Annotated in this window: 15 protein-coding genes; 11 read left to right on the plus strand and 4 right to left on the minus strand. The window is 61.6% G+C overall.

Annotation, left to right across the window (positions count from 1 at the left end):
• The first annotated feature begins 72 nt into the window (after positions 1-72).
• Positions 73-1,263 carry an alanine racemase gene (gene alr, locus AB7813_RS06360; protein ID WP_439083361.1) on the plus strand — a complete coding sequence of 397 codons (1,191 nt, stop codon included), beginning with the start codon at positions 73-75 and terminating at the stop codon, positions 1,261-1,263.
• Here alr and AB7813_RS06365 read toward each other — a convergent pair.
• Positions 1,260-1,646: a tautomerase family protein gene (locus AB7813_RS06365; RefSeq protein ID WP_184517443.1), complete on the minus strand. Its 387-nt coding sequence runs from the start codon at positions 1,644-1,646 to the stop codon at positions 1,260-1,262. The two genes, alr and AB7813_RS06365, sit on opposite strands and share 4 nt — an antisense overlap.
• 77 nt (positions 1,647-1,723) lie before the next feature.
• Between AB7813_RS06365 and AB7813_RS06370 the strand changes: the two genes are divergently transcribed.
• Positions 1,724-2,452, plus strand: a complete 729-nt coding sequence (locus AB7813_RS06370; RefSeq protein ID WP_309945537.1) for a sulfite exporter TauE/SafE family protein — start codon at positions 1,724-1,726, stop codon at positions 2,450-2,452.
• Between the two features lie 369 nt (positions 2,453-2,821).
• Positions 2,822-6,298, plus strand: coding sequence for a bifunctional diguanylate cyclase/phosphodiesterase (locus AB7813_RS06375; protein WP_439083360.1), 3,477 nt, complete (start codon positions 2,822-2,824; stop codon positions 6,296-6,298).
• Between the two features lie 90 nt (positions 6,299-6,388).
• On the opposite strand, the gene AB7813_RS06380 is transcribed toward AB7813_RS06375, so the two are convergent.
• From AB7813_RS06380 to AB7813_RS06390, 3 genes are all read right to left on the minus strand, one after another.
• Positions 6,389-6,742 (minus strand): hypothetical protein, encoded by a 354-nt coding sequence (locus tag AB7813_RS06380; protein WP_439084225.1) that lies wholly within the window; start codon positions 6,740-6,742, stop codon positions 6,389-6,391.
• 276 nt (positions 6,743-7,018) lie between these two features.
• Positions 7,019-7,285: a hypothetical protein gene (locus AB7813_RS06385; RefSeq protein WP_439083359.1), complete on the minus strand. Its 267-nt coding sequence runs from the start codon at positions 7,283-7,285 to the stop codon at positions 7,019-7,021.
• A gap of 197 nt (positions 7,286-7,482) precedes the next feature.
• Positions 7,483-7,650 carry a hypothetical protein gene (locus AB7813_RS06390; protein WP_439083358.1) on the minus strand — a complete coding sequence of 56 codons (168 nt, stop codon included), beginning with the start codon at positions 7,648-7,650 and terminating at the stop codon, positions 7,483-7,485.
• A 108-nt stretch (positions 7,651-7,758) separates the two neighbouring features.
• Between AB7813_RS06390 and radA the strand changes: the two genes are divergently transcribed.
• The 8 genes from radA (at position 7,759) to AB7813_RS06430 (ending at position 16,790) form a co-directional block, all read left to right on the plus strand.
• A complete protein-coding gene (gene radA, locus AB7813_RS06395) occupies positions 7,759-9,219 on the plus strand; it encodes a DNA repair protein RadA (RefSeq protein WP_120292301.1) in 1,461 nt (486 codons plus the stop codon).
• A gap of 238 nt (positions 9,220-9,457) precedes the next feature.
• On the plus strand, positions 9,458-10,090 hold the full coding sequence (locus tag AB7813_RS06400) for a CvpA family protein (RefSeq protein ID WP_068731040.1): 633 nt from the start codon (positions 9,458-9,460) through the stop codon (positions 10,088-10,090).
• Between the two features lie 35 nt (positions 10,091-10,125).
• Positions 10,126-11,619 carry an amidophosphoribosyltransferase gene (gene purF / locus AB7813_RS06405; protein WP_081421779.1) on the plus strand — a complete coding sequence of 498 codons (1,494 nt, stop codon included), beginning with the start codon at positions 10,126-10,128 and terminating at the stop codon, positions 11,617-11,619.
• A 163-nt stretch (positions 11,620-11,782) separates the two neighbouring features.
• Complete coding sequence (locus AB7813_RS06410; protein WP_439083356.1) at positions 11,783-12,523, plus strand: SDR family NAD(P)-dependent oxidoreductase; 741 nt, start codon at positions 11,783-11,785, stop codon at positions 12,521-12,523.
• A gap of 173 nt (positions 12,524-12,696) precedes the next feature.
• Positions 12,697-13,830: a hypothetical protein gene (locus AB7813_RS06415; RefSeq protein ID WP_439083355.1), complete on the plus strand. Its 1,134-nt coding sequence runs from the start codon at positions 12,697-12,699 to the stop codon at positions 13,828-13,830.
• Positions 13,831-14,078: 248 nt separating this feature from the next.
• Positions 14,079-14,891, plus strand: a complete 813-nt coding sequence (locus AB7813_RS06420) for a class I SAM-dependent methyltransferase (protein WP_439083354.1) — start codon at positions 14,079-14,081, stop codon at positions 14,889-14,891.
• Between the two features lie 311 nt (positions 14,892-15,202).
• On the plus strand, positions 15,203-15,733 hold the full coding sequence (locus AB7813_RS06425) for an RNA polymerase sigma factor (protein WP_439064070.1): 531 nt from the start codon (positions 15,203-15,205) through the stop codon (positions 15,731-15,733).
• A 112-nt stretch (positions 15,734-15,845) separates the two neighbouring features.
• Positions 15,846-16,790, plus strand: a complete 945-nt coding sequence (locus AB7813_RS06430) for a FecR family protein (protein WP_184517463.1) — start codon at positions 15,846-15,848, stop codon at positions 16,788-16,790.
• The last annotated feature ends 4 nt before the right edge of the window (positions 16,791-16,794 follow it).

Consider the following 16,794-nt stretch of genomic DNA (forward strand, 5'->3'; position numbering starts at 1 on the left):
CGCGCGCATATTGTGCGGCGCAGAATTCGATCGTGTGATCCCATCACACGATCCCTGTGCCAGGACATTTCGATGAACAGCGTCTCCGCCCCGAAACCAACAGCTCCCGCCGACATGGAGTTGTCCGCAGACGCCAGCGGCATCCTGACCATCGATCTCGACGCCATCGTCGCCAATTGGCGCAAGCTCGAAAAACACGGCGTGCCCGCCGAATGCGGCGCAGCGGTGAAAGCCGACGCCTATGGCTGCGGCATCACCCCCGTGGTGCGCGCGCTGGCGAAGGCGGGCTGCAGGACCTTCTTTGTCGCCACCTTCGATGAAGCCCGCGCCGCGCGCGCCGCCGCGCCCGAAGCCGCGATCTTTCTGTTGAATGGTTTTCCGCCGAATTCCGGCGATGCGCTGGCCGCTATCAATGTGCAGCCTGTGATCGGCGACCTCAACGAACTCGCCGAATGGGACATGTTCTGTCGCCGCACCGGCTGGAAGGGCGGCGCGGCGGTGCATATCGACACCGGCATGAACCGGCTGGGCCTTGGCCTGGTTGACGTACAGGGCCTGATCCCGCGCCTCGGCTCGGGCGATCACGGCTTCACGCTGGTGATGAGCCACCTCGCCTGTGCTGAACAACTGCACAATCCGATGAACGCCCGGCAATATTCCAGTTTCCGCGAGGCGTCATCGCTGTTCTCCGGCGTGCCTGCATCCCTCGCGAATTCGTCGGGCATCTATCTCGGCGCGGCCTATCAGTTCGATCTGATGCGTCCGGGTGCTGCGCTCTACGGCGTTAATCCGACGCCGGAAGCCGACAACCCGATGGCACCTGTGGTCGATCTCAAGGTGCGCATCCTGCAGACCCGCAGTGTCGAGCGCGGCGACAGTGTCGGCTACGGTGCCACCTGGGTGGCGCGGCGTCCGACCAGACTTGCGATCATCGCGGCCGGCTATGCCGATGGCTATTTCCGCGCGGCCGGCAGCAGCGACGGCACCCGCGGCGCCGAGGTGATTATCGCCGGCCAGCGCTGCCCAATCGCCGGCCGCATCTCCATGGATCTGCTCGCGGTGGACATCACCGACCTGCCCCATAACGCCGCCCGCCGCGGCCATCTGGCGACGCTGATCGGCGACGGCATCACCGTCGACGAACTTGCGCATCACTACGGCACCATCGCCTATGAGGTGCTGACCAGCCTCGGCCGACGCTACCTGCGGGTCTACAAGGGCGACGACGGCACCGCCGCCGCAGAGCCCGCCGCCGCGTCCTAGACGTCGACCTTGAAGCTGAGTTCGATCTCGGAGGCCGGCAGGCCGCCGCGCACGCCCCAGTTCTCCAAAGGCTGTTCGTTCAGGACGATCTTGATCTCGAGTTCCGGAACGCCGAGCGCCGCAAGGTTCTGCACGATCGTCTTATAGAGGCTTCGCTTGGCCTCGATGGAGCGGCCGGCAAACATCGTGATCTCGACCCGCGTAAAACGCTGCGAGCGCCCGGTCGGCACGATGCGCTGCGTTTCGCTATAGGTGTCCACTGTCACGTCGCGGTCCCAGTCGGGAATTTTGAGCGCCGCCAGCATCGCCGACTGCACGGCCTCGATGACCTCGATCTCACGGCCCCGCGCCCATTCTCCGGTGACTATTCTTGTGACTGGCATCGTCGTCTCCCATCGGATCGGTTGCACCCACACGACTGGAGCGCTCTTGTAACGTCCCGCGCTTGGAGAGTCGCGCCTTGAACTTCATCTTCGTCTGCACGGTCGGCCTTATCGCCGGCACCATTTCCGGGATCGTCGGCACCGGCTCGTCGATCATGCTGATGCCGGTGCTGGTCTGGCAATTCGGGCCGAAGGAAGCCGTGCCGATCATGGCGGTCGCCGCCGTGATGGCCAACCTGTCGCGCATCCTCGCCTGGTGGCGCGAGGTCGACTGGCGCGCCACCGCCGCCTATTCGCTCACCGGCATTCCAGCTGCAGCCCTGGGCGCACGCACGCTGCTGGTGCTGCCGTCGCATGTGGTCGATCTCACCATCGGACTGTTCTTCATTGCCATGGTGCCGCTGCGCCACTGGCTGGCGCGGCGCTCCTTCACCATCAGCCTGTGGCAACTCGCACTTGGCGGCGCGATCATTGGCTATCTGACCGGCATCGTCGTCTCCAGCGGCCCACTCAGCGTGCCGCTGTTTCTGTTTTACGGCCTCGCCAAGGGCGCCTTCCTCGCCACCGAAGCCGCGAGTTCGCTCGGCCTGTATCTCAGCAAGTCTGTCACCTTCCAGCGGTTTGGCGCGCTCGATCTCGACGTGCTTGTGAAAGGCCTGATCGCCGGCGCCTCGCTGATGGCCGGCGCATTCATCGCCAAGCGCTACGTACTGAAGCTGAGCGTCGAGACGTTCCGCCTGGTCATGGACGGGATCATGCTTCTGGCTGGCGCAAGCATGGTGCTGTCAGGCATGGCGCTGATCTAGGGAGTGGACTCACAAATCGCGGTAAGTATGTCCGCTACCCCGCGAGTTGCAGGCTCAAACAGGACATCGACTCGGGTCCGAAAAGCGCCAACAGGAGATTTCCAAACGGCGGGCCGCTGGAAACTGGCGCTGTTTAAAGTTGTATCGATTACTTACAAGTACGTACGACTGATGTTCATAGATGGCGATCAACCAGCAACAGGTATTAGTATCTCGCGAATCCGCATTTCCAACGTGCGCAGTGCAACATAATCCTTTGCCTCGCCGCGTACAGTAAAGCCAATATTTCCAACCTATTATTAAGGTTCGTCATCCACGCTGAAATCCGGAATTTCATTTGTTTCATTTGTAACGACTACTGGACGCTTCATGCGCGCGTTCTATGGAAGACTGGCCCGGCTGCCAGGATTTTCATTGGTGGTGCTCGGCGTCTTCTTTGCGACGTCGATCATCGTTGTGTTTTTGGTGGATCTGCAGGCGCGCCATCATGCGGCGCTTTCTGAGGCAAGAAAGGCAGCACTGAACATCGCCGAGATTCTCGCCGAACACACGGCGCTGACCTTTGAGGGGATCGATCGAACACTGCTCGAAGCCGAGAGAATTCGCGAAGATAACCTTTCGGGAAAGTATGCAACGCCCGAAGCCGCAAATACCGCCTTGCGTCTTCTCAAGAAGGCCTCATCGATCATCGTTGCCGTCGGCTGGACAGATGCAGCCGGTAACCTTCTGGCGCATTCCTACGATCGCACGCCGCCGCGAAGCAATATCTCCGACATGTTGCACTTCACCGCTCAACGCGATCAGGCCGATGGCCGGCTGTTTATTGCGCCCCCCTATCCCTCGGCTGTCACCGACAAATGGTTGACGGCGGCGTCGCGCCGGTTAAGCAACGCCGACGGCAGCTTTGCAGGGGTCGTAACTGCGCCGCTCGACCCGACACATTTCACGCAGGTCTATCGCGCGATCGATGTCGGCAAGGGCGGATCCGTGCTGTTGCTGCATCGCGCGGGCACGGGGCGGGTTCTTGCGCGAGAGCCCGCGAGAAAAGGAGCCATCGGAAAATCTTTCGCGGATAGCCCGCTCGTCTCCGAATATCTGCCAAAATCGGAAGCGGGCACCTACGAGACGATAGGCGTTATCGACGGCATCGCGCGCCTCGCGGGGTACAAGGCTGTGCCCGGACTGCCGCTGGTCTTGGTCATCACATACGCCCGCAGTGAGGTGCTGGGACCATGGCGCCAGCACCTTTACATGGTGGGCCCGCTCGTCGCCATGATCGTTGCCGTCATCTTGTTCGGCACGTTTAGGATTTTGCGCCAGACGAATAGTCTTGCCGTGAAAACTAGGATTCTGGAACGAACGAACATGCAGTTCGATGCTGCCTTGAGCAACATGTCGCTAGGGCTCTGCCTGTTTGACGCGAACAAGAATCTGGTGGTTTCGAATGGCCGCTTCCGCGAGATGTACGGTTTCCCGGAAGAACTCGTCAGGCCCGGAACACCTTTGTCTCTCATGCTGCAGGCCCTCAAAGATCGCGGAAAGCACGATTTGTCCATCGAGGGGGATGTTCAGGAGATTCCGACGAAGCAAAGACAGATTTTTATGACTGCCGACGGTCGCGTGATTTTAATTCAACGCAGGTCGATTGCGGATGGCGGATGGGTCGCAACCCATGAAGACATCACCGAGCAGAAACGCGCACAGCGCTTGTTGACTGATAAAGCTGCTGAACTCGAGCGGATCAACATGCGCTTCGACGCCGCGATGAACAACATGTCGCAGGGTCTTTCGCTATTTGATGGTGAGCAGAGGATCATTCTTTCAAATGCGCGCTATGCGGAAATCTATCACCTCAGCGAGGAACAGGTGAAGCCAGGGACTACGCTGCGGCAAATCATTGAATATCGCCGGGCGAAGAGAACAAATTGCGAAATGGCTGCGGATGTCCTTGTCGACGCCAAACTGAAACTGGAGAAAGAGGTCCAGGAGCTTGTCGACGGGCGCCTCATTTCGATGACGCGCCATCTGATGCCGACCGAAGGGTGGCTGGCGACTCATGAAGATGTCACGGCGCAAAAACACAGGGAGCAGTTGCTGGCCACGAAAGCCGTGGAGCTGGAGCAGACCAACGAACGCTTCGACATTGCGCTGAGCAACATGTCGCAGGGTCTCTGCATGTTCGACGGAGCGAAACGGCTCGTTGTCTGGAATGATCGTTATGCGGAACTATACCAGTTGCCTGCGGCTTTGTTGAAAGTCGGGACGCCTCATGAGGCTATCATCGCCGATCGCGTCTCCCGTGGCATTCTCAAGGGCGGGACGAGCGAACCAGCCATCAGGAAAAAGATAGCTGAATTGGGCCAGCACTCGACCGATTCAAGCTCGGCCAGGGTCGATGAATTTGCGGATGGGCGATTGATGCTCGTCACCCGACAGCCGATGAAGGACGGCGGTTGGGTTGCAACGCACGAAGACATCACCGAACGGCGGCGCGCAGAGGCCGAGATCGTTCACCTGGCGCGTCACGATGCGCTCACGGGACTTGCCAACCGAACACTGTTTACCGAGAAACTTGAGGAGGCGAGCCAGCGTCTTAGCCGCCATGACGATGGCTTTGCCGTGGTCATGCTCGACCTCGATAGATTCAAGACCGTTAACGACACGCTGGGACATCCCGCTGGGGATCGTTTGCTTGTTGAGTTCGCACAACGACTGAAATCGTCGACTCGCGAAACCGATGTGGTGGCCCGCCTTGGCGGTGACGAGTTTGCGATCATCCAGGACGGCGGCCCCAATCCGCAGGAGGGTGCAATCGTGCTTGCCCTCAGGATCATCGATGCCATTGCTCAGCCATTTGATCTCAACGGCCACCAGGCCAGCATCGGGATCAGCATTGGAATTGCCCTCGCTCCGGAACAGGGCGTCGATCCCGAGGACCTGTTGAGAAAAGCAGATCTCGCGCTCTACGACGCCAAGACGGGCGGGCGAAACGATTTCCGCCTGTTCCAGTCCGAAATGATTGAGGCTGCCCACTCGCAGAAGATATTGGCAAACGAACTGCGGGACGCGATCGCGCGAAATGAATTCGAAGTGCACTATCAGCCGGTGGTTGACGCCAAGACACGGCAGATCCGCGGCGCCGAGGCGCTGGTCCGCTGGCGGCATCCGTCGAAAGGGCTCGTTGCTCCCGATCAATTTATTCCGCTCGCGGAAGCGACGGGGCTGATCCTTCCTCTTGGCGAGTGGATCCTGCACCAGGCTTGCACGGATGCAGCGTCGTGGCCGGCTCACCTCAAGATCATGGTCAACATCTCTGCGGTTCAAGTCAGTAAGGGAAAGCTGCTCGACGTCATGCTGGATACTCTGATGGAGACGGGTCTTTCGCCTGAACGGCTGGAGTTGGAAATTACGGAGACGGCTCTTCTTGAGAACGCGACGGCGCATCTGGGGACGATACGGCAGCTGAAGAATCTCGGCATCTCCATAGCGCTCGATGATTTTGGCACTGGTTATTCAACGGCGAGTTATTTGACCAATTTCCCGTTCGACAGGATCAAGATCGACAAATCCTTCGCACAAGGCGCTCCCAATCGCCGCGATTGCGCAGCGGTAGTGTCCTCGGTGCTTGCGCTGGCCCGTGGTCTTGGCATCGCAACGACGGCCGAGGGTGTCGAGACCGAAGAGCAATTTGAATATCTGCAGGCTGCAGGCGTGGACCTCGTCCAGGGCTTTCTGTTCGGTCGGCCCGTCCCGCTCTCCGAATTCGACCTCGATGCCGCAGTTTCATTTGGAAATGGTGCTGCTGACGGCGAGTTGTGCGGAGAGGTCATCACCGCAGGGAGATGACCGCCGCCGCCACCGGTGGCCTCCCCCAAACGCAAATCGGCCACCCTGAGGCGGCCGATCGCAGTCCTGAAAATCTGAGCTATCCGCGGCTTAGTAACCGTAGCTTGAGCCGAAGCTGAAGCCGCGATTGCAGGTCGAGCAGCCCTGCTGCACCGGTGCGTAATAGACCTGCGCCGGAGCGACCATCTGGACACGCTGCTGCGTGGCGTATTGCGCCGGAATGCGCTCGTAATCGACGCGCGCAGGCGCGACCATCACGGTCTTCGGCACCATCACCGTCTCGTACTGCGCTGGCGTGCGGCGCGCGACGGTGCGACCGGGAGCGACCATCACCGTCTCTTCGACCGTGCGATACTGCGGCGGCACCACCTGCTGCTGAAAGCAGGTCTGGCACGGCGGTGGTGTGTAGCAGTTATAGCAACCTGCCGAGGCAACACCGGGCATCGCCATTCCGGCGACAGTGGCGAACATCGCAGCAGCAATCAATTTCTTCATGATGAGACCCCGTGGCGAGCTTGTTTGAAATGAGTTCGTATCGCTCTGATGGGCGACACTCAGCCAAGCACCACCACCGGTCAACGCGGTCCTGATATTTACCTTGATGAACGTGCTTAAGATTTGATGACGGCAACATATGAGGATGCCAAGGCAGACACAGCTGCACTGCGCCTGGATTCACCGCAGAGCCCGACGTGAGATCAATCGGCCTCAGCAGCCAACCTAATAACCGTCGCGGGGCAGCCCGAAGAGTTGCTCGAACACACTCGGTTGGCGAACCACCCATTGGCCCGGTTCGCCCGTTCTCAGATCCCGCACATAACGCGGCGGCGCTTCCACATAGTAAAGCGGCGGCGGCGCGCGAATGCCGGTATCCATCGTGATGGGATAGCGCGCGGTGCCGGCGCGATAGCGCGCATCACGGTAGTCAGAGGCAAGTACCGGCGTCGCCAGCGTCGCTGCACCCAGCACGATTATCAAAACACGCACGGCACACCTCACGCTGACGTCACTGCGGTGAGGCTATCGGGCGGAGGTTAATGAAGGATTCGTCGCATGGCAGTTCCACGCGAGCTCCTGCGCGGAACAAATTGGACTCGCGAAGCGCTGGACTGCGGCTCAGCTGGTTGGTCGAGCAGCCTCGATCGCTCACCACTGCTTGCATCTGGATTCTGCTCGCGGCGCGTCTACCGAGCGTAAGCAATCGCCAAGCTGAAGAAGGACCACTGCAGAGGCTGCACCTCCGGCATCGCCGCGGCAAAGGCGATCCAGGCCGACATTGCCGACCAGTTCTCGCGCGTCGGAATTTTGGCAACCGAATAGACCTTGCCCATGTGCCGGTCGATGCGTCCCACCCGGCGAAGCTGGCAAACCCTTCGAGAAGAAACTTGCAAATGCCCCGTTCAACCGCGTAGACCAAGAGAACAAACCAAAAACACCTACAGACGCGATTCCTTCCGCCAATGGCCAAGAACCTCCTCTCCTTCGTCTGCCAGAATTGCGGTGCCGCCTATAACAAGTGGCAGGGCAAGTGCGACGCCTGCGGCGAGTGGAATTCGCTGGCCGAGGAGGACACCACCGGCGTCACCACGATTCCGGTCAGCGCGCGCTCCAAGCGCAAGGGGCGCACCTTCAATCTCGAAAGCCTGACCGGCCAGAGCAACGATGCGCCGCGCATTGCCTCGGGGATGGGCGAACTCGACCGCGTCACCGGCGGCGGTTTCGTGCGCGGCTCGGTGCTCTTGATCGGCGGCGATCCCGGCATCGGCAAATCGACGCTGCTGACCCAGGCCACCAGCCTGATGGCGCGGGCCGGCCACCGCGTGGTCTACATCTCCGGCGAAGAAGCCGTGGCACAGGTGCGGCTGCGCGCGTCGCGGTTGGGCCTTGCAGACGCCTCGGTGCAGCTCGCGTCCGAGACCTCGGTCGAGGATATCATCGCCACGCTGTCCGAAGGCACGGTGCCGCGGCTGATCGTGATCGACTCGATCCAGACCATGTGGACCGACACCGTGGAATCCGCGCCGGGCACAGTGACTCAGGTCCGCGCCTCGGCGCAGGCGCTCATTCGCTTTGCCAAGAAATCCGGCGCCACCATCATCCTGGTCGGCCATGTCACCAAGGACGGCCAGATCGCCGGGCCCCGTGTGGTCGAGCATATGGTCGATGCCGTGATGTCCTTCGAGGGCGAAGGCTCGCAGCAGTTCCGCATCCTGCGCGCGGTGAAGAACCGCTTCGGCCCGACCGACGAGATCGGCGTGTTCGAGATGACCGGGCTTGGCCTGCGCGAGGTCTCCAACCCGTCCGAACTGTTCCTGTCCGATCGCGATCTCGGCTCGCCGGGCACCGCCGTCTTCGCCGGCATGGAGGGCACCCGCCCGGTGCTGGTGGAACTGCAGGCTCTGGTTGCGCCGACGACTTTGGGCACGCCGCGCCGCGCCGTGGTGGGTTGGGATTCCTCCCGGCTGTCCATGGTGCTGGCCGTGCTGGAGGCCCATTGCGGGGTCAAGCTGTCGGGCTACGACGTCTATTTCAACGTCGCCGGCGGATTGCGCATCAACGAGCCGGCCGCCGACATGGCCGCGGCCGCAGCCCTGGTCTCTTCGCTGTGCAATGCGCCGCTGCCCACCGACGCGGTCTATTTCGGCGAAATCTCGCTGTCCGGCGCGGTGCGCCCGGTGGCGCAGACCTCGGCGCGGCTGAAAGAGGCGGCAAAACTCGGCTTCGGCCGCGCAGTGCTGCCGGAATCGGCGCGCGGCGATCCCGGCGGCGATGCCGGACTGTCGCTGAATACCATCGGCGGCCTGACCTCGCTGGTCGCCGATATCGCTGCGCGCGGCGTCAAACCCACGCGCGACAACAGCAAAAGCACAGATGCCGAGAAAAATACCGTACCGGCGCGATTCAAGCGCCAGGACGGCTGACAGCGACGTGACCTGCGCTGCCGCGGCCGCTATAGAATGCGCGCGCGACAGACTGCGCAGATGTGCAACACGCTCCGTTAAGGCACTCTGCCGAAAGCGGAACAATGGTGTGATCTGGTGTGCTCTTGCGGCCGATAGCGGTTTTCCGGCCTTGCGAGACGTGCCATATCACCGTCACCTGAAGCGGCCGCCTGTGCCGATTCGCGGTTTCTGATTCACGAGCGGACCTGACCAGCCGATGCCGATCACGATTCTCGACCTTGTCCTGCTCGGCGTCATGCTGATCTCCGGCCTGCTGGCCATGGTCCGCGGCTTCATGCGCGAGATCCTGTCGATCGCGGCCTGGGGCGCGGCGGCGCTGGTCACCCTGTTTGCTTTCCAGAAGCTGCTCCCGACCGCTAAAACTTATTTCAACAACGATACCGTCGCCAGCATCGTGGTGGTGGCCGGCGTGTTCATCGGCACGCTGATCGTGGTCTCGATCATCACCGTCCGCATCTCCGACATGATCCTGGATTCGCGCATCGGTGCGCTGGACCGCACGCTCGGCTTCCTGTTCGGCCTCGCCCGCGGCCTCCTGATCGTGGTCGTCGCCTTCCTGTTCTTCTCATGGCTGGTCCCGGACAAGCAGCGTCCGGACTGGGTCACGGGTGCCAAATCGCGCGTCGTTCTGCAGGGAACCGGCGATTGGCTGATGGCACTCTTGCCGGATGACCCTGAAAACACCATCTTGAAGAGGTTCAAGAAAAACAAACCCGATGAGGATACGACCGACGCCGAGCCCGCAGCGCCCGGCGCCGCGGATGGCTATTCCAAACCTGCCCGCGACAGCCTGAAAAAGCTGATCGATGGCAAACCGGCGGGACGCTAGGCGTTCTTAGTTTCTCGCGACACCTGAAAGGCGCGATGGATCCGATGCAGAGCCCTTCCGACGACGCGAGCACCACCATGCGAAATCCCGATCTAGACGGCGACATGCTCCGCGAAAAATGCGGTGTATTTGGTATCTACGGCCATCCCGATGCGGCGGCGATCACCGCGCTCGGTCTCCACGCCCTCCAGCATCGCGGCCAGGAAGCGGCCGGCATCGTCGCCTTCGACGGCAAGCGCTTCCATTCCGAACGTCGCCTCGGCCTCGTCGGCGACACCTTCTCCCGCCGCGAAGTGATCGAGCGCCTGCCCGGCACCGCCGCTGTCGGCCACACCCGCTACTCCACCACGGGCGAAACCATTCTCCGCAACGTCCAGCCGCTATTCGCCGAACTCAATGCCGGCGGTTTTGCAGTGGCCCATAACGGCAACCTCACCAACGGTCTGACCCTGCGCCGCGAGCTCGTGAAGAACGGCGCGATGATGCAGTCGACCACCGACACCGAGGTCATCCTGCACCTCGTCGCGCATTCCAAGCGCAACCGTTTCATCGACCGCTATATTGAAGCACTCCGTGCCATCGAAGGCGCCTATGCGCTGGTGTCGCTGACCAACAAGAAGCTGGTCGGCGCCCGCGATCCGCTCGGCATCCGTCCGCTGGTGCTGGGTGAACTTGACGGCTCGCCGATCCTCGCATCCGAGACCTGCGCGCTCGATATCATCGGCGCCAAGTACATCCGCGACATCGAGCCTGGCGAAGTCATCGTGTTCGACGAGAACGGCGCGCAGAGCCACAAGCCGTTCGCACCGCAAGCGCCGCGCCCCTGCATCTTCGAATATATCTACTTCGCGCGCCCCGACTCGATCGTCGGCGGCCGCTCGGTCTACGACACCCGCAAGGCGATGGGCGAACAGCTCGCCCGCGAGACCCATGTGGAAGCCGACGTGATCGTGCCGGTGCCGGACTCCGGCGTGCCTGCCGCGATCGGCTACTCCCGCGCTTCGGGCGTGCCGTTCGAACTCGGCATCATCCGTAATCACTATGTCGGCCGCACCTTCATCCAGCCGACCCAGAGCGTGCGCGAACTCGGCGTGCGCATGAAACATTCGGCCAACCGCGCCGCCATCGAAGGCAAGCGCATTGTGCTGATCGACGACAGTCTGGTGCGCGGCACCACGTCGAAGAAGATCGTCAAGATGATGCGCGACGCCGGCGCCAGGGAAGTCCACTTCCGCATCGCGTCGCCGCCGATCACCCATCCGGACTATTACGGCATCGACACGCCGGACCGCGCCGGCCTGCTCGCCGCCACGCACACGCTGGAAGAAATGCGCGACCTGATCGGCGCGGACTCGCTGGCCTTCGTCTCGGTCGACGGCATCTACCGCGCCATGGGCGAACCCGGCCGCGATCCTGCCCATCCGAAATTCGCCGATCACTGCTTCACCGGCGACTACCCGACCCCGCTCACCGACATGAGCGAGATCGACGCTCCGCGGCAGCTCTCGCTGCTGGCTGAGGCGAGCTGATCGCAGTCTTATCGGGTGTCATCCCCGCGAAAGCGGGGATCCATAGCCACGATCTAATTTGTTTGGCTCTGGATTAGACACAACCACCTTTCCGCATCATAACCCTCCCGTGTATGGATCCCCGCCTTCGCGGGGATGACGCCTGAGATTTATGAGCCGCGCCATGACCAAACCTCTCGCCTCCCGCATCGCCCTCGTCACCGGCGCCTCGCGCGGCATCGGCTATGCCACTGCGCTGGCGCTGGCCAAGGCCGGCGCGCACATCGTCGCCGTGGCGCGCACCCAGGGTGGCCTTGAAGAACTCGATGACGCGATCCGTGCCGAGGGCGGCAGCGCCACGCTGGTGCCGCTGAACATCACCGATCTCGACGGCCTGTCGCGCCTCGGCGCCGCTTTGCATGAGCGCCACGGCAAGCTCGACATTCTCGTCGGCAATGCCGGCGTCGCAGGCCCCTCGTCGCCGCTCGGCCATATCGAGCTGAAGGCCTGGAATGACACCATGGCCGCGAACCTCACCGCGAACTTCCAGCTCATTCGCTGCATGGAGCCGCTGCTGCAGCAGTCCGATGCCGGGCGCGCGGTGTTCCTCACATCCGGCACCGCCAGCAAGGCTTCCGCCTATCGCGGCCCCTATGCCGTCTCCAAGGCTGCGCTGGAAACGCTGGTGCGCGTCTGGGCCAATGAAACCGCGACCACGAATATCCGCGTCAACCTGTTCAATCCCGGTCCCGTGCGCACGCATATGCGCGCCATTGTGATGCCCGGCGAGGATCCCGAGACGCTCGACACGCCGGCGCAAGTTGCCGAGACCATCGTGCCGCTCTGCCTGCCGTCATGGACGGAGACGGGCAAGTTCGTTGATTACAAGACCGGCAAGGTGATGGGCTTTCATCCGCCGGCGTAAGCACCGTAGGGCGAGTTAGCGAAGCGTAACCCGCCGACTCATCATGTGGGCGGCGGATTACGCCTACGGCTAATCCGCCCTACGCACCGCGCCGCAAGATTGACTCTGCATCACGACGGTACTTCACTCCCTCCCAAGCGGGACAACCCGCACCGACAATCAGGGAGGTCGTCATGGCGTCGCCAACTCATCGCGCGCGGTCACTGCGTGCACTTGCAACAGCAGCCCTCGCTTTCGCCGCGCTGTCCCTCGCACCTCCCTCCTCCCGCGCCGCCGATATCCCCCGCTTCGAGGTCGACGCGTCCTGGCCGAAGCCGCTGCCGAACAACTGGATCCTCGGCCAGGTCGGCGGCATCACGACCGACAAGGACGGCCACATCTGGGTGATCCACCGCCCGCGCTCGCTCACCGATGACGAGAAAGGCGCGGCACTCAATCCGCCGCGTTCGAAGTGCTGCGTCTCAGCGCCGCCGGTGCTGGAGTTCGATGCCGCCGGCAATCTGTTGCGCTCATGGGGCGGTCCTGGCGAAGGCTATGAATGGGTCGGCCGCGAGCATGGCATCGAAGTCGACGAGAAAGGCTTCGTCTGGGTCGGTGGCAATCTCGACAACGACAATGCGATCCTGAAATTCACCACCGACGGCAAGTTCGTCATGCAGATCGGCAAGATCGCGCCGAGCAAGGGCAGCAACGACACCACCCAGCTCGGCAAGCCCGCCGAGACCGCCATCGACAAGGATGCCAACGAGATCTATGTCGCAGACGGCTACGGCAATCGCCGCGTCATCGTGTTCGACGCCACCACCGGCGCCTACAAGCGGCACTGGGGTGCCTATGGCAACAAGCCGAATGACGACAAGCAGGCGGCCTACGACCCCAATGCGCCGGTGTCGCAGCAGTTCGGCAATCCCGTGCATTGCGTGAAGCTCGCCAATGACGGCCTCGTCTATGTCTGCGACCGCATCAACAACCGCGTGCAGGTGTTCAAGAAGGACGGCAGCTTCGTGAAGGAGTGGTTCTACGAGAAGGCCACCCTCGGCAACGGCGCGGTGTGGGATCTCGCGGTGTGGCCCGATCCTAAGCAGAGCTGGCTGCTAACAGCGGATGGTGAGAACAACGAGATCCGCGTCATCAATCGCGACGACGGCAAGGTCGTCGGCACCTTCGGCCGTAATGGCCGTCAGGCCGGCCAGTTCCACTGGATTCACGCCATGGCAGTCGATACCATGGGCAACGTCTACACGGCCGAAGTCGACACCGGAAAGCGCATCCAGAAGTTCAGGCTTGTCTCGGATGCGCTGAAGTAGCTGTCGCTACGAGTTATAGCCAGATCGTCTGTTTCCGGTCCCGACGATGCACGCCCCATGCTGGTGCATGCGAACAATGGAGCCGTCCATCATCTGGACAGCTCCATCGTTCGAGCGCCCGGTTGGAGAATTTGAATCACTGACGTTCGGCCAGACGCAATGGCCCTGGCTCGGCTCTCGCCCTTCGGGACGACGCCGACAATACATGCTAGTCTCGCGCGCCATCAAACGGACGACGGGTGATAGCAATGCTGGAAACGGACAAGTTATTCGCTGGCTCGATTCCGGAAAACTACGACCGCTATATGGTGCCGTTGATTTTCGAGCCCTACGCCGCAGATCTCGCACAACGCGCAGCGTCTTTCGCGCTAGGCGCCGTTCTGGAAATCGCCGCGGGCACCGGAGTTGTCACCCGCGCGTTGGCGCCAAGATTATCCCCTGGCGCAAGCTATATTGTCACCGACCTCAACCAGCCGATGCTCGACTACGCCGCGTCGCGACAAGCTCCGGACAATCGCATCACGTGGCGACAAGCGGATGCTCTGGCGCTCCCGTTTGAAAATGCGGCCTTCGATCTCGTGTGTTGTCAGTTCGGTGCGATGTTCTTTCCTAATCGCCCATCTGCCTACCGCGAAGCGAAGCGAGTTCTGAAGCCCGGAGGACATCTTTTATTCAATGTATGGGATCGCATCGAGGACAATGTATTTGCTGACGATGTGACGAATGCTCTCGCAAAGATTTTCCCGGACGATCCGCCGCGCTTTCTGGCGCGCACGCCACACGGCTACCACGATACGGCACTGATCCGTCGCGAGCTGGAGGACGCAGGTTTCTCCCATGTGATGATCGAGACGAGAGCCGAACAAAGCCGTGCATCCTCGCCGCGCCTTCCGGCCGTTGCTTATTGTCAGGGAACTGTTCTTCGCACCGAAATCGAAGCCAGAGACGCGGGAAAACTGGAAGCTGCAACTGACTACGCAGCATCTGAAATTGCGCGCAGACATGGCAACGGCGAGGTTGCTGCTAAAATTCAGGCACACGTGATCGTGGCTGCGGCCTGAGTGTCGGAATATCCCGTGCCGGCACTTCGCATGGCCGGGCTTCCGTGAATTTCGAACCGTTCTATATCACGTCCTCATCAATAACTTGAGCTGGACAGTGGTACCGTCTATCTCTGCCGGACAATCAGGAATATCCTGACTACAGGAACCGGTGATGAGCGAGATTTCCGATAGCGACATTGGCGCCGTCGGTGACATGGTCGACGATCTCGTCATACAGACAACATATCGTTTGTATGGGTCAGCTATTGCCCCGTTCTCAATGATCGCCGCAACGCATCGAAGCCCGTCTTGTTCGAACGCGTGACATCATGACCCTCTGGAAGAGCACGATCGCGAGGCTCTTTACGTCACATCGCGCTCATCTCGAAACGCTCGTGCGTCGCCGGGTCCGTGATCGTGAAGTGGCTTCGGAGATCGTCCAGGACGTCTTCGCTCGCGTACTTGCCGCCGGCACCAATGGCTCGGACGAAGACAACAAGCGCGTTCTCTATGCTGCTGCGCGGAACGCCGCGATCGATCATAACCTGACGGCATCGCGGCGGCATCATATGCTCGCCGATGTATTGCCTGAACAGCTCAGTCCCGGGCAGCCATCGGAAGACGCAGCACTGCAGGCGCGCGAGGCCGTTGCCGCGCTGGATCACGCGCTCGCGCAGCTTCCCGCCCGAACCCGCGAGATCTTCATTCGCCGACGTGTCAATGGCGAATCCAATGCCGAGATCGGACAGCGGTTCGGCATTTCCGTGAGTGCCGTCGAAAAACATCTGCTACGCGCCATGCAACACTGCCGCGCCGCCGTGGACGATCATCTCAACCTCGCCAGCAAAGATTTCCGCTAAAATGGATGTGGGTTCTTTCTCGTCGCTCGTTGTAAAGGTAGGAGTAGCTGGAACGCTTCTAACGGCAGGAGCATTCCCGCATCGCCTTTTCGATCGATCGAAGGAATTGCTGATGAAACCTGGCGACCGGCCAACGAAAGCACAGTGCGCCGCCGCTGATCTCTGGCTCATCCGACGCGACGGGACGACAACCGAGGCCGACGAAGCGTCCTTTCGGCAATGGCTCAATGAGGATCATCGTCATCAACTTGCCTATCGCGAAGCAGCGGCGATCTGGCAGCAGCTTGAGGAGCCTGCCATTCGGCTGGCTGCACGCGACCATCGTCTCGGCAACATCGCTGCCCGGCGCCAGATGAGATGGTGGCCGGCATTGCCCGCAGCGATCGCTGCAGCCTGCGTCATCTGGGTCATCAATCCATCGATGCTTGAGAACTGGCAGGCAGATATTGTCACTGCGCGTGGTCAGGTGATGGCCCGCGACCTGCCGGACGGCTCCCGCCTGAACATCGGTGCCGACACTGCCCTGGACCTGGACTTCAAGGATGGTCGACGCCGGGTCGTTCTGCGCCGTGGCCAGGCCTTTTTCGATGTAAAGCCAGACCAGACGGCCTTCACGGTCGACAGCGGCGCAGGCGAAATCCGCGTGCTCGGGACTGCCTTCAATATCGACCGGACGGCTGATGGTGTCGAGGTGACAGTTCAGCGCGGACTGGTGTCGGTCGCCGGCGAGGATCGCGATGCGACCGTCAAGCTATCGGCAAACCAGCATGTGCGCGTGTCCGGCGGAAAGCTCGGCACCGTCGAAACCGGAGACATTGACGCCAGGCTCGCATGGATATCCGGCCGCCTGGTCTTCGACCGCGTCCCGCTGCATCGGGTCGTCGAAGCCCTGCAGCGCCAGACATCAAGCCGCATTGTCATCCGCGGCCGCTTCAGCGATCTGCTCGTCTCCGGCACGTTTCCGACTGCGAATGTCGATGAAAGCCTCACAGCCATTGCCGGCATGATCGAGGGCAACGTCGCCCATCTCACCCCCTGGGTGACCGTTATCTACTGAACTC

The sequence above is a fragment of the Tardiphaga sp. 20_F10_N6_6 genome, assembly GCF_052076045.1.
Classification (GTDB): Bacteria; Pseudomonadota; Alphaproteobacteria; order Rhizobiales; family Xanthobacteraceae; genus Tardiphaga; species Tardiphaga robiniae.